At 60.1% G+C, this 14109-nt stretch carries 10 protein-coding genes; 7 read left to right on the forward strand and 3 right to left on the reverse strand.

Annotation, left to right across the window (positions count from 1 at the left end):
• Positions 1-14 precede the first annotated feature (14 nt).
• The 3 genes from sufD to ACUXHH_RS04745 form a co-directional block, all read right to left on the reverse strand.
• Positions 15-1289: a Fe-S cluster assembly protein SufD gene (gene sufD / locus ACUXHH_RS04735; protein ID WP_458390920.1), complete on the reverse strand. Its 1275-nt coding sequence runs from the start codon at positions 1287-1289 to the stop codon at positions 15-17.
• The gene (gene sufB, locus ACUXHH_RS04740; protein WP_049337647.1) at positions 1289-2746 is read right to left on the reverse strand and encodes a Fe-S cluster assembly protein SufB; all 1458 of its coding nucleotides are present in this window, start codon (positions 2744-2746) and stop codon (positions 1289-1291) included. Before sufB ends, sufD begins: the two co-directional genes overlap by 1 nt.
• 187 nt (positions 2747-2933) lie before the next feature.
• Positions 2934-3800 (reverse strand): helix-turn-helix transcriptional regulator, encoded by an 867-nt coding sequence (locus ACUXHH_RS04745; protein ID WP_279739812.1) that lies wholly within the window; start codon positions 3798-3800, stop codon positions 2934-2936.
• 175 nt (positions 3801-3975) lie between these two features.
• Here ACUXHH_RS04745 and ACUXHH_RS04750 point away from each other — a divergent pair, with 175 nt between their 5' ends.
• From ACUXHH_RS04750 to ACUXHH_RS04780, 7 genes are all read left to right on the forward strand, one after another.
• On the forward strand, positions 3976-5109 hold the full coding sequence (locus ACUXHH_RS04750; RefSeq protein WP_458390921.1) for an ABC transporter ATP-binding protein: 1134 nt from the start codon (positions 3976-3978) through the stop codon (positions 5107-5109).
• On the forward strand, positions 5106-6008 hold the full coding sequence (locus ACUXHH_RS04755) for an ABC transporter permease (protein WP_279754900.1): 903 nt from the start codon (positions 5106-5108) through the stop codon (positions 6006-6008). The genes ACUXHH_RS04750 and ACUXHH_RS04755 overlap by 4 nt, the downstream gene beginning before the upstream one ends.
• 702 nt (positions 6009-6710) lie before the next feature.
• Entirely contained in the window at positions 6711-8813 is a 2103-nt protein-coding gene (tkt, locus tag ACUXHH_RS04760; RefSeq protein ID WP_279739805.1) for a transketolase, read from the forward strand.
• A gap of 176 nt (positions 8814-8989) precedes the next feature.
• The gene (gene tal / locus ACUXHH_RS04765) at positions 8990-10093 is read left to right on the forward strand and encodes a transaldolase (protein WP_458390922.1); all 1104 of its coding nucleotides are present in this window, start codon (positions 8990-8992) and stop codon (positions 10091-10093) included.
• Positions 10094-10404: 311 nt separating this feature from the next.
• On the forward strand, positions 10405-11952 hold the full coding sequence (gene zwf / locus ACUXHH_RS04770; RefSeq protein WP_279754898.1) for a glucose-6-phosphate dehydrogenase: 1548 nt from the start codon (positions 10405-10407) through the stop codon (positions 11950-11952).
• Positions 11949-12935 (forward strand): glucose-6-phosphate dehydrogenase assembly protein OpcA, encoded by a 987-nt coding sequence (locus ACUXHH_RS04775; protein ID WP_279739799.1) that lies wholly within the window; start codon positions 11949-11951, stop codon positions 12933-12935. The genes zwf and ACUXHH_RS04775 overlap by 4 nt, the downstream gene beginning before the upstream one ends.
• Positions 12928-14019, forward strand: a complete 1092-nt coding sequence (locus tag ACUXHH_RS04780; protein WP_279754897.1) for a 6-phosphogluconolactonase — start codon at positions 12928-12930, stop codon at positions 14017-14019. Before ACUXHH_RS04775 ends, ACUXHH_RS04780 begins: the two co-directional genes overlap by 8 nt.
• The last annotated feature ends 90 nt before the right edge of the window (positions 14020-14109 follow it).

Consider the following 14109-nt stretch of genomic DNA (forward strand, 5'->3'; position numbering starts at 1 on the left):
TCTCCTGGTAAAGCTTAGTTATTGCTGAGGGCGAGCTCTGCCTCAAGGGCCTCGGTGAGCTGCTCTTCAAGTTCGGGAACACGAATCTGCTGAATGATCTCGTTCAGGAAGCCGCGCACGACCAGACGGCGTGCCTCTGCCTCCGGAATACCGCGAGCCTGCAAGTACCACAGGTGCTGCTCATCGAGCTGGCCGGTGGTGGATGCATGGCCGGCGCCCTCAATTAGGCCGGTCTCAATCTCCAGGTTCGGCACGGAATCGGCGCGGGGGCCAACTTCCAGCAGCAGGTTACGGTTCAGCTCGTAGGTGTCGGTGCCTTCTGCATCCTTACCAATCAGAACGTCACCAACCCATACGGAGTGTGCACCCTTGCCCTGCAGCGCGCCCTTGTAGGTCACGCGGGACTTGCAGTTGGGTACGGAGTGGTCCACGAACAGGCGGGACTCAATGTGCTGACCTGCATCTACGAAGTACAGACCGTACATTTCAGTCTCAGCACCGGGAGCGGTGAACTTGGTGGAGGGGGTCACGCGCACCAGGTCGCCGCCGAGGGACACCACAACGTGCTTGAAGCGTGCGTTGCGGCCCAGCTTAGCGTAGTGTGCGGAGGCGTGGATTGCGTCGTCAGCCCACTGCTGCACGGAAACAACATTCAGCTCAGCCTCGTCGTTCACCACAAACTCAACATTCTGTGCCAGGACGGTGGAGCCAGTGTGGCGCAGAACCACAACAGCCTTCGAGAAGGGCTTAGCCTCAATCACGATGTGCTGCGCGGCAGGCTCGTTGCCGGTGCCGGTGACGTCGATTTCCACGTGCTCAGCCAGTTCAGTTTCGGCGGGGATGGTCACCACGGTTGCTTCGGTGAAGCTGGACCACGCGTTCGCTGCCACACGGTCCTCAGGGATACCTGCGGAGCCGATGCGTGCATCCTCACGGGAGACGGTCTCAACCTGAACCTGCTCGGATGCAGTAATCTGCGGTGCCGGTGCGGTGCCGGTCAGCTTCTCCAGGTGCAGGCCACCCAGACGCTTCAGCGGGGTGAAGCGCCAGTCCTCTTCACGACCGGTCAGGGGTGCGAAGTCCTCCACCTTGTAGGAGGTCTTACGCTCTGCACGGGATGCTTCGAGTACCTTCTGGATGTTGTTCGGGTTTGAGCCCTGGTGGTGTTCCTCGGTGGCACGCAGCAGGGTGTCATCGTGGGCGAACTCGGTGGCGAGCTTCTCGCCCTCCTGGTCCATGCCGGGGATGATCGGGGAGTGGTAACCCAGGGTTTCTTCGTTGGTCGGCATTAGCCCACAGATCCTTCCATCTGAAGTTCGATCAGGCGGTTCAGTTCGAGTGCGTACTCCATCGGCAGCTCACGTGCGATGGGCTCAACGAAGCCGCGGACAATCATTGCCATTGCTTCTTCTTCGCTCAGGCCGCGCTGCATCAGGTAGAACAGCTGGTCCTCGGAGACTCGGGAAACGGTCGCCTCGTGCCCCATGGTCACATCGTCCTCGCGCACATCCACGTAGGGGTAGGTGTCAGAGCGGGAGATGGTGTCCACCAGCAGTGCGTCACAGACCACGGAAGACTTGGAGTGCTTAGCGCCCTCACGAACCTGAACCAGGCCGCGGTATGCGCTACGGCCGCCGTTACGTGCCACGGACTTGGACACAATGGTCGAGGAGGTATTCGGTGCAATGTGAACCATCTTCGAGCCGGTGTCCTGGTGCTGGCCCTCGCCCGCGAATGCGATGGATAGGGTCTCACCCTTAGCGTGCTCGCCGACCATGTAAACAGCCGGGTACTTCTGGGTGACCTTGGAGCCAATGTTGCCGTCCACCCATTCCATGGTGGCGCCCTCGTGCGCAACCGCACGCTTGGTCACCAGGTTGTAGACGTTGTTCGACCAGTTCTGGATGGTGGTGTAGCGAACGCGTGCGTTCTTCTTCAGCACAATCTCAACCACTGCGGAGTGCAGGGAGTCGGACTTGTAGATGGGGGCGGTGCAGCCCTCAATGTAGTGAACATAGGAGCCTTCGTCCGCAATGATCAGGGTGCGTTCGAACTGGCCCATGTTCTCAGTGTTAATGCGGAAGTACGCCTGCAGCGGGATCTCCACGTGAACTCCCGGGGGAACGTACACGAAGGAGCCACCGGACCATACGGCGGTGTTCAGTGCGGAGAACTTGTTGTCGCCAATCGGGATGATGGAGCCGAAGTATTCCTTGAACAGTTCAGGGTATTCGCGCAGACCGGTGTCGGTGTCGACGAAGATCACGCCCTGCTGCTCCAGGTCCTCACGGATCTGGTGGTACACAACCTCAGACTCGTACTGTGCAGCCACACCCGCGACGAGGGAGTTACGCTCCGCCTCGGGAATGCCCAGGCGCTCATAGGTGGTGCGGATGTCCTCGGGCAGCTCCTCCCAAGAGGTCGCCTGACCCTCGGTCGAGCGCACGAAGTACTTAATGTTGTCGAAGTCGATTTCGGAAAGATCCGCACCCCAGGTGGGCATAGGCTTACGCTCGAAGAACTTCAGCGCCTTCAGACGCATATCCAGCATCCACTGGGGTTCGTTCTTCTTTGCAGAGATGTCACGCACGACGTTCTCATCCAGGCCGCGCTTTGCTACCTGGCCTGCTTCGTCGGAGTCTGCCCAACCGTACTCGTAGTTGCCAATGCCCTCGAGTTCGGGGTTCATCTCCAGGATCTCTGAAATGACGGTGTCGTTGGCGTTCTGCCCAACTTTCTCAGTCATTACGGCCTTTCTTCGATGGTTATTACATTTCTCGCCGGCACCTGCCGGTTACAGGTGCGGTAGTTGAGGGGGCTGACGCCGCACTCAACCACAATGCGTGATGCGGTGTGGTTGCGGGCGGGGTTCAGCGTGCGGGTCGCACCCTTGAGGGGTTCATCGGGGTGCGCCGCTGGGTACTGCGTGATCGTTACACGGAAGGTTCCTCTGCGGATTCTTCTGTGTTCTTCTCACTCTCGGCGGTGACGCGGTTCAGGGGCACGTGCGTGGTACACACATGAGCACCCGAAGCCATGGTTGACAGCCTACGGACATCAACGCCGAGCAGGTCAGAAATAATCCCGGTTTCCTGCTCGCAGAACACTTGAAAGTCTCCAGCGAGGTCGCGTACCGGGCAGTGCCCCTGACAGAGCTGAATACTTGCAAGGAAATGCTCGGGAACGGTGCGTCCTGCAGGAGGTGCGGTAACCTGAGCGGTTGCCACAAAGCCGTCCTTGCTCATTGCCTCTGCGAGCGCCTGTGCTCGGGCTGCTACATCGTCACCGGCGGCTTCTACGATGGGGCGGTAGCGGGCTTCCATGTCTGCGGCGCGGGCGGATGCGAAAGCTTCGAGAGCTTCCTGTCCGACCGTGTCGCGGAGCATTTGCAAGGCATTGCGGGCGATGAGGAGGTAATCGTTGCCGAGGCGTTCGTGGCCCTGAGGGGCGATAACGTAGCGGCGGGCGGGTCGTCCAGCTCCGGCGCCGTGCTTTTTGATGGGCGCGACCTCAATCATATTGTTGGATTCGAGGGCATCGAGGTGGCGGCGTACTGCTGCGGGGGTGAGACTGAGGAGCTCACCGAGGGTTGCGGCGGATACGGGGCCGTTGTTGAGGACTTCGCGTAGGACACGGTCCCTGGTGCGTTCTTCTGCCTCGGCTTTGCGTTTGGATGTGCGTGCCGCGGAGGACTTTGTACTGGAAGCACCAGTAGAGCCCGAGGCGGCGGTTCGGGCGCCGTTTCGGGTCTGCGCCTCGTTCATTGAGGCACGCTGAGGGGTCTTATTCACGGAATACACAAATAAAGTATGTCCTAATTAGTTTTTCTTTGGCTAGTTAGGTACCCCTACTTGCTAACTTTTCTACCTTAAGGTGAAGTTTTGAGTCGTACCGAGCGTGCTTTAAACGTGAGTTAGGGCATAAGATGAAGGAACACACACTCTCATTCATCGAAAAAATCGAAAGTGACAGTTTATGGAGACCACCACCGCGGGCCAGCAGAATCACCCGGGGCGTGCATCCGCCGCACCAACAGCACACACTGAGCACCACACAGAGCCCAGCGCCTCACCCACCGCACGACGACGCACCGTCGCTGAAGAACCGGCGCTGAGCATTAAAGACCTCATCAAAGAGTTCAAACCTTCACGCGCCTTCCGCACCAAATACCCCGAACGGCTCACCGCCAGCGGGCTCTACCGCGCCGTCAACAAGGTCAACCTGCGCGTCTTCCCCGGTGAGGTGGTTGTCCTACTCGGAGCCAACGGTGCCGGTAAAACCACGACTCTCGCTTGCGCGCAGGGTCTACTTAAACCCACCCGCGGTACCGTACGCCTCCTCGGAGAAAACCCACTGCAGGCGGACCCAGAACTGCGCGCTAAGGTCGGCATTATGCTCCAGGACGGCGGCCTGCCCAACGCCATGCACCCCATTCCGTTACTGGAACACATCTCGACCATGTACACCGACCCGTACCCGGTCGAAGAGCTCGCAGAACGCCTTGGTATTGACACATTCAACGGCACCACTATTCGCCGCCTCTCGGGTGGTCAGAAGCAGCGCGTCTCCCTTGCCGCAGCCCTCATCGGCCGCCCGGACGTGCTCTTCCTCGACGAGCCCTCCGCGGGCCTGGATCCGCAATCACGCAACGTCGTCTTCGACATCATTCGTGAACAGCGTGAACTCGGCACCGCCATTGTGCTCACCACGCACCTGATTGACGACGCACAGAAGCTCGCCGACTACGTGTACATCATTGAAAACGGCGCCACGGTTCAGGAGGGTACCGTTTCCGAGCTCATCGCCAGCGACGGCACGAACCGTCTGCAGTACAGTCTGAACGCGCCCACCCTCACCTGTGAGCAGCTACTGCCCGCGCATCTGCGTGCCGGTGTGGAGCTCATCGAGAAGGTGCCCTACACCCCGGCTCGTGACGGCACCCCATCCGTGCCCGGCGAGTATGAGCTGGTCGGTGCGCTACGCCCCGAGCACCTGGCGGCATTCACCGCGGCACTCGCCGAGCACTATCTCATGCCGATTTCTCTCACTATGGAACCGAAGACTCTTGAGGATGTCTTCCTCGACATTTCAGGACGTGATATCCGATGAGCAACACCGCACGCACCGACAACAAACGGACTGCTCAAAACCCGATAGAAGAGAACCGCGCAGAGGGGAACCTAATGGAAGAACACGCCGCGAACCTCCGCCCCAAGGTCTCTTCTATTGACGAAGATGAGGAGTACATTCCCCCGCGTGCGAACTACCCGCTCGTGCGCGTGATTGAGCAGGGCCGCTACGAAACCATGGCGATGCTACGCAACGGCGAGCAGCTGATGCTCAACATTATTTTTCCCGTCATGGCGCTCATTGCCCTGCGGTTCACCGGTCTGATTGATGAATACGCGAACTCGGTGGGGGTCTCCCGCATGGATGCGGCGGTCCCCGGCGTTCTGGCGCTCTGCGTGATTTCTACGGCGCTGTCGGGTCAGGGCATTGCTACCGGTTTTGACCGTCGCTACGGCGTGCTGCGGTTCCTGGCGACCACTCCCCTGGGCCGTGACGGCCTGATTATGGGCAAGTGTATTGCGGTGCTGGTGGTCGTGGCGATTCAGTTCACCCTGGTTGCGGCGCTCGGGTACGGCCTGGGGTGGCGCCCGGACGCTATCGCCCTCTCGCGCTCCATCATCACGATGATTATGGGTGCTGGCGCATTTACGGCGCTGGGTCTGCTCATTGCCGGTACGGTGCGTGCGGAGGCGACCCTCGCCATCGTGAATATTGCCTGGGTAATTCTTGCCGGTGCCGGCGGTGTCGTGTTCCCGCTGAACTCCTTCCCTGACTGGTACGCCGGAATTGTGGCCTGGTCACCCTCGGCAGCTCTGGGTGATGCGTTGCGCGGCAACTTCATTCAGCACCAGTGGCTTGCCGACCCTCACTGGGTCATCATCGTGTGGACCGTGGTCATTGGATTTATTGCCTCACGCAAGTTCAAGTGGTCCGACTAGCAGCAGCGTAAATGCAGACAATACAAGAGCAGACAGCGCTTCTTGTCATCACAGGTTAAAAGCAGGTTAAAAAGGTGGGCGCCGGATATGTTCCGATCATATCCGGCGCCCTATACACTGACCTTTCGTCCCTTAGATCGCGTACAATACACACGCTACGGGACGAAATAAAAGCCCTCTTCTCCAGAACCTTTTATCTCACAACCACAGTAAGATAATCGACGGTTTCCACGCGGAAGAGGGGCTTCAATCACCGAGATGTAGACCGACCCAACCACTGTTTCGGTCTACAACTTTGCTACTCAACCTTGACATGAGCTTCACCAATTACACAAAAATGTTACGAAACTGAACAATATTCAGCCACAAGCTCAGAAATGCAGCTCAGATATACACCGCGAACTCCGCGCAGCCCCCCCCACAACCTGCACCATAACGGCGCATCACCCCCGCTTTACCCTCGCATTACCCCCCCATCCCCGTATCATCCTGTGAATGTCTGCATTCACACATCGGATCATCCCGCCTCCTGAACTATCCTGTTAAAACAAAAGGGTCGAAACAAACCTCCCAGCTCACCGCACCTACCGGGGTACCTCCCGGCGCGGGAATAAGCACGCCCGAAGGCACGTTACACCCAACGGACAGCGCGCTAGCACAAGCCTGCTGGCGCATCCACTCACATTGTGAAAGGACACCCACGTGGCAGAGAACTTCCAGTGGACAGAAACCGACCAGCGCGCCGTAGATACCGCACGTATCCTCGCTGCAGACGCCGTAGAAAAGGTCGGATCCGGTCACCCCGGAACCGCAATGAGTCTGGCTCCGGTCGCATACCTACTCTTCCAGAAGATCATGAACCAGGATCCCGCCGACGACCGCTGGGAAGGCCGTGACCGCTTCATCCTCTCCCCCGGCCATACCTCCCTCACCCTGTACACTCAGCTGTTCCTCGGCGGCTACGGCCTGGAAATGAGCGATCTGGAAGCCCTGCGCACCTGGGGTGCTCTCACCCCCGGCCACCCCGAATACAAGCACACCAAGGGTGTAGAAATCACCACCGGCCCGCTCGGCCAGGGCCTGGCATCCGCCGTTGGCTTCGCCTACGCACAGCGCCGTATGCGCGGCATGTTCGACCCCGAAGCAGCACCGGGCACCTCCCCCTTCGATCACCACGTCTACGTCATCGCCTCCGAGGGTGACGTTCAGGAAGGCGTCACCGCCGAGGCGTGCGCGCTCGCAGGTCACCAGGAGCTCGGCAACCTGATTGTCGTCTGGGACCGCAACCACATCTCCATTGAGGAGGACACCGACGTTGCATTCACCGAGGATGTAGCAAAGCGCTACGAGTCCTATGGCTGGGATGTTCAGCGAGTGGACTGGACCCGCACCGGCGACTACGTTGAGGACGTCGCAGAACTGTACGCCGCTATTGAGCGTGCGAAGGCTGTCACCGACAAGCCCTCCTTCATTGAGCTGCGCACCGTCATCGGCTACCCCGCCCCCACTAAGCAGAACACCGGCGCAGTACACGGTTCCAAGCTCGGCGCCGATGAGGTTGCTGCCACTAAGGAACTGCTCGGCTTTGACCCCGCCAAGAGCTTCTTCATTGAGGAGAACGTGCTGGCACACACCCGCCAGCTTGTTGAGCGCGGCGCAGCGGCGCACAAGGCATGGGACGAGAAGTTCGAGGCATGGGCCAAGGCAAACCCTGAACGCTCCGAACTGTACAGGCGCCTCGTTGCAGGCGAACTGCCCGCAGATTACAAGGGTGCTTTCCCCGTGTTCGAGGCTGGCACCTCCGTGGCAACCCGTGCGGCATCCGGCACTGTCATCAACGCTATTGCTGACACCTTCCCCGAACTATGGGGCGGCTCCGCTGACCTCGCTGGCTCAAACCTGACCACTATCAAGGGTGCAGAGTCCTTCAACCCGGCATCGCGCAGCACCGAAGACTGGACCGGCAACCCCTACGGCCGTGTGCTGCACTTCGGTATTCGTGAGCATGCTGCCGCAGCAATCGTTAACGGTATTGTGCTCTCCTCCCCCACCCGCGCATTCTCGGGCACCTTCTTCGTGTTCTCCGACTACCAGCGCCCGGCTGTTCGCCTCTCCGCACTGATGGGCGTTCCCTCAGTGTACGTGTGGACCCACGATTCCATTGGTGTGGGCGAGGACGGCCCCACCCACCAGCCGATCGAGCACCTCTCCGCCCTGCGCGCTATCCCCGGCTTCGACGTGGTTCGCCCCGCGGACGCTAACGAAACCGCCGTCGCATGGCGCACCATCCTGGAGAAGTCCGATCGCCCCGCAGGTATCGTACTCTCCCGCCAGAACCTGCCCGTCTGGGCTCGCGAAGACGTGCATGCAGACGCTGAGGGCGAAAAGTTCGCTTCCGCTGAGGGCACCGCACGCGGCGGCTACATCATGGCTGATACCGAGGGCACCCCGGACGTCATCCTGATCGCTACCGGTTCTGAGGTTGAGCTGGCCATTCAGGCCCGCGCAACTCTCTCAGAGCAGGGCATCGCCGCTCGCGTGGTTTCCATGCCTTCGCGTGAGTGGTTCGCTGAGCAGGACGCAGAATACCGCGAGTCGGTTCTGCCCTCCTCGGTTGCCGCCCGTGTCTCCGTTGAGGCTGGCCTGGCAATGAGCTGGTACGACCTACTCGGCACCGCCGGCCGCGCCGTATCTATAGAGCACTTCGGTGCCTCCGCCGATGCAAAGACCCTGTACCGCGAATTCGGTATCACCTCGGAAGCTGTCGTGGCTGCCGCTAAGGAATCCATCGAGGCAGCAAAATAAAACTTTGTCCACCACATCCGTCTAAGTATGCACCCTCTTAGGGCACATATATGAGGTGGTTGTGGTGAACGACGGGTAGGCTCCGGCTCATATTACTGAGCCGGAGCCTACCCAACCCCGGCAGTTTTTTACCGTTATCCAATTGTTATTTCTGACAAAGAATCGAAGGTTTTCACATGTCTGAGTCCACTCAGAAGCTTTCCGACGCTGGCGTCTCCATCTGGCTTGACGACCTCTCCCGTGAGCGTCTTACCAGCGGCAACCTCGCCGAACTCATCGAGACCCACAATGTCGTCGGTGTGACCACCAACCCCACCATCTTCGCTGGTGCGCTCGCCAAGGGTGCCGCATACGCTGAACAGATGCGTGAGCTTGCCGCAGTCGGCGCAAGCGTTGAAGAGGCAGTCTTCGCCGCAACCTGCGACGACGTACGCGTAGCCTGCGACGTATTCGCACCCGTCTATAAGGCATCCAACGGTTTTGACGGTCGCGTCTCCATCGAGGTTGACCCCCGCCTGGCACGCGACGCCGAAGGCACCGTCAAAATGGCACATGAACTCTACGAGCGTGTGGGCCGCGAAAACGTCATGATCAAGATTCCTGCAACCCAGGAAGGCCTGCGTCCCATCGCTGAGACCCTGGCTGCTGGCATCAGCGTGAACGTGACCCTGATTTTCTCCCTGACCCGCTACCGAGAGGTCATCAACGCCTACATGCTCGGCCTGGAGCAGGCGCTGGAAAACGGTAAGGACCTGTCCACCATCCACTCGGTCGCATCCTTCTTTGTCTCCCGCGTAGACACCGAAATTGATGCGCGCCTCGAAGCTGCCGGCGGCGACGCTGCGCAGCTCAAGGGCAAGGCAGGTCTGGCAAATGCACGCCTCGCCTACGAGGTGTTCGAGGAAATGTTCTCCTCCCAGCGTTGGGCACGCCTGCAGGCACACGGCGCGAACGTACAGCGCCCGCTGTGGGCATCCACCGGTGTGAAGGACCCTTCGCTGCCGGACACCCTGTACGTCACTGGCCTGGTCGCACCCAATACCGTGAACACCATGCCCGAGGCAACCCTGAACGCTGTTGCTGACCACGGTGAAATCACCGGCAACACCATCGTGCCGAATTACTCCGAATCCAACAAGGTTCTGGACGCTATTGGTGCCGCAGGTGTCTCCTACACCGAGGTCGTAGAGAAGCTCGAGGTTGAGGGCCTGTCCAAGTTCGACGTTTCCTGGGAAGAACTGCTGCAGACCGTCCGTAAGGCGCTTGAGCAGGCCAAGTAACCGTACCCATTAGCTGCTGACATTCAACAGCTGCTCAACTGTAGCGCGCTACCTACCGCTACGGATACGCACCACCTCACGTATATGTTGGTAAGCACCCAACCCACCCGGATTCTTGCAGAGATTCTCACCGGGCTTCACCGCCCGAAGCGTCCCAGAGAATTTAGGCGGGTTAGGTGCTCCTCATATCGTCCCGTCAAAACCGGTACAATACAGGGTACACACCTTCCAGAATGCGGCATCCCCTCCGTGCGAATAAGGTACGAACCGCGCGCCGCACGAACCAACCAAGGCAATCAAAGGAATATATTGTGACTAACGGTCATGAAGCGAACCCCCTCAGGGATACTCGCGACCGCCGCATTACCCGCATTGCGGGGCCGTCCGCGCTCGTTTTCTTTGGCGTAACCGGTGACCTGGCCCGCAAGAAGCTGCTTCCGGCAGTATACGATCTAATGAACCGCGGTTTGCTCCCCCCGAGCTTCGGCCTCGTCGGCTTCGGCCGCCGTCCCTGGAGCGATGACGACTTCCGCGCCTACGTGCGTGAATCTGTTGAGGCAAACGCCCGCACCCCCTTCCGTGAGGATGTGTGGAACCAGTTCCAGCAGGGCATGCGATTCGTTGAAGGTGCCTTCGACGACGACGCAGCCTATGAACAGCTCAAGAGCACCCTCGCAGAACTCGATGAGCGTGGTGCCCACGGCAACCACGCATTCTACCTGTCGATTCCCCCAAAGGCATTCGAGCAGGTTCTCACCAAGCTCGCTGAACACGACCTCGCATCCGGCGATAACGACACCATCAACCCCGTCGACGGTTGGCGCCGCGTGGTCATCGAAAAGCCCTTCGGTCACAACCTTGAAAGCGCACGCGAACTGAACTCCATCGTGGAGGCAGTCTTCCCGCCCGACGCAGTGTTCCGCATCGACCACTACCTCGGCAAGGAAACCGTGCAGAACATCCTGGCAATGCGTTTCTCCAACCAGATGTTTGAACCGCTCTGGAACTCTAACTACGTTGACCACGTCCAGATCACCATGGCCGAAGACATCGGCATCGGCTCCCGCGCAGGCTACTACGACGGCGTGGGTGCAGCCCGCGACGTCATCCAGAACCATCTGTTGCAGCTGCTCGCCCTCACCGCTATGGAAGAGCCCCTCAGCCTCGATGCCAAGCACCTGCGCGCCGAAAAAGCTAAGGTCCTCGAAGCACTCCGCATTGACGATCTGCCGAACTCCTTCGCGCTCGGCCAGTATGCTGCAGGCTACCAGGGCGGAGAACACGTCAACGGCTTCTTCGATGAAAATGACATCCCTGCAGACTCCCGCACCGAAACTTTTGCGGCGCTGAAGGTCTCCATCGCAAACCGCCGTTGGGAAGGCACCCCCTTCTACCTGCGCGCCGGTAAGCGCCTGGGCCGCCGCGTCACCGAAATCGCGGTGGTCTTCAAGAAGTCCTCCGACCGTCTCTTCGGCGAAAGCGAAAACCTGCAGGCAGGCCAGAACGCCGTCGTTATTCGTGTGCAGCCCGATGAGGGTATGACCATCCGCTTCGCTGCGAAGGTCCCTGGCACCCAGATGGAAATCCGCGACGTCAACATGGACTTCGGCTACGGCCACTCCTTCACCGAAGAGTCCCCCGAAGCCTACGAACGCCTCATCCTGGACGTTCTACTCGGCGAACCACCGCTGTTCCCCCGCCACGAAGAAGTTGAACTCTCCTGGAAGATTCTCGACCCCTTCGAAGAGTATTGGGAAGAAAACCGCATTAAGCCTGAACCCTACGAGTCCGGTTCGTGGGGTCCGCGTTCAGCGCACGAAATGCTCGAACGCGACAACCGCGCTTGGAGGCGCCCGTGATCTCGCACCTGCACAACACCACCGTTTCTGCCATCAACAAGGAACTGAGCCAGTTGCGCGCCAACAACGGTAGCCTCAGCAGCGGACGAGTACTCACCCTCGTTGTCCTCGCGGAAAAGGGCCATTCCCGCGAAGCAATGCGCGCCGCAATTCGTGCCTCCCACGAACACCCGAGCCGCATTATCGTACACATCTCCCACGACCCGCTCGACCCCGACCAGTTGGATGCAGAAATCCACCTTGGCGGCGACACTGGCGCATCCGAGATGATTGTTCTGCGCGGTTGGGGTAGCGCATCCCGCCCGACTGAAGCACTGATTTCCGGTCTGCTACTGCCTGACTCCCCGATTGTGGTCTGGTGGCCGCACTCAGTTCCGGAGAACCCAGCACAGCACTCCATCGGTCGTATCGCTCAGCGTCGTATCACCGACTCTGCGCGCGCTGAGGATCCGAAGGAAGCTCTCAAGCACCTCGCCGAGGTGTACCGCGCCGGGGATACCGACCTGGCGTGGACCCGCCTCACCCTGTGGCGTACCCAGCTGGCTGCGCTCCTGGAGCAGATGCCTTCCTCCCCCGTACACCGCGTGGTTGTGTGGGGTTCGGACAAGTCCCCCTCCGTGGTTCTGCTCGGTACTTGGCTCGGTTGGAAGCTTGAAGCGCCCGTACACCTCGCGACCATCGGTGCGGCAAACCGCGGCCTGTACCGCGTCAGCATTGAGCGTGAAGACGGTTCCGTGACAATGTTCCGCCCCGGTATTTCCGTGGCGACTATTTCCACCCCGTACGCACCCGATCAGCAGATTGCGTTGCCGGTGCGTACCCTCGCCGAGTGCATCTCTGAGGAGCTGCGCCGCCTCGACCCGGACGACACCTACAGTGACGTGCTGAAGCAGGCGCTGCGCACCGTAACCCTCGTGGACGATACCTGCCAGCCTGAAGACATGCTGGATCTCGAAGAATACCCGGAGGTTTTCGATGCCTAAGATTCAGAACATGGGCGCATCCACCCCTACCCTGGTGACGCACCCGACCCGCGAGGCTCTCGCAGCAGACGCGGTGACCCGGATCCTCGACATCATTGAGCACGTGCTCTCTGAGCGCACCATCGCCCACATTTCGCTGACCGGCGGCACGATGGGTATCGCTACCTTGAAGGCGTGGGCTGAGAACGAGCGTGTGAAGAATATCGACTGGTCCCGCGTGCACTTCTGGTTCTCCGACGAGCGTTACGTGCCCGAGCGCAGCCCCGAACGTAATGACGGTCAGGCTATTGAGGTGCTGCTCGCTCCCCTGCTTTCGCACGGCCTGGTCGTAGACAATGTGCACCGCATGGGTCCGTCCGATATTTTCACCGGCCTTGAGGCTGCCGCCGAGCACTACGCCTTTGAGATGCGCGACTACGCCGGTTCCGCACCGGCTATGAGCGTGCAGATGCCTGAGGGCGCAACCGAACTGCCGCTGGCTGGCGGTCACGGTGGCGGTGCAGGTCACGAGCACGGCGGCTCTGGCAGCTGTGGTTGTGGTGGCGGCGGTTGTGGTTCTTCCGCACCCGAGCAGTCCATCGAAGAGACCACCTTGGAAGACTTCGACGCTGCCGCTGAGGCTTCTGAGCCCGCAGGTGGTTGCGGATGCGGCGGCGGAGGCTGCGGTGGTGGCCAGTGGCCCGCACCGGTCTTTGACATCACCCTGCTGGGCATGGGCCCGGATGGTCATATTGCTTCCCTGTTCCCGGGCCGTAAGCAGGTTCTGCTGGGTACCGGTCTGCCGGAGGATCCGGTTGAGGGCGGTAAGGCTGTGACCGTGATGGTTTCTGATTCGCCGAAGCCGCCGGCTGAGCGTGTGTCGGTGACCCTGCCGATTATCAATAATTCGCGTCACGTGTTCTTCCTCATCACCGGTGAGGATAAGCAGGATGCGACCAGCCGCCTTCTGGCTGGCGCGAAGCTGGACGCTGAGGATCTGAACGCGCAGCTACTGCTGGAAACCCCGGCGATGGGTGCGCGCGGTAAGAAGCAGACCCTGATTTTTGCGACCGAGGAGTCGTTGGCTCCTGAGAACCGCCCGTAAGGTTCTGGTTCTGAATTAGTTCTGGTTCGGTTCTGAACTGCACCAAACATAGAAAAGTGGAGCCCCGGATAGACACCTATCCGGGGCTCC

The organism is Rothia sp. 110740021-2 (assembly GCF_054263775.1).

Excerpts from the sequence above, each read along its gene's own strand:
- ACUXHH_RS04750 (WP_458390921.1), top strand. The coding sequence starts at position 3,976 with ATGGAGACCACCACCGCGGGCCAGCAGAATCACCCGGGGCGTGCATCC.
- sufD (WP_458390920.1), bottom strand. The coding sequence starts at position 1,289 with ATGCCGACCAACGAAGAAACCCTGGGTTACCACTCCCCGATCATCCCC.
- sufB (WP_049337647.1), bottom strand. The coding sequence starts at position 2,746 with ATGACTGAGAAAGTTGGGCAGAACGCCAACGACACCGTCATTTCAGAG.
- ACUXHH_RS04780 (WP_279754897.1), top strand. The coding sequence starts at position 12,928 with ATGCCTAAGATTCAGAACATGGGCGCATCCACCCCTACCCTGGTGACG.
- tal (WP_458390922.1), top strand. The coding sequence starts at position 8,990 with ATGTCTGAGTCCACTCAGAAGCTTTCCGACGCTGGCGTCTCCATCTGG.
- ACUXHH_RS04755 (WP_279754900.1), top strand. The coding sequence starts at position 5,106 with ATGAGCAACACCGCACGCACCGACAACAAACGGACTGCTCAAAACCCG.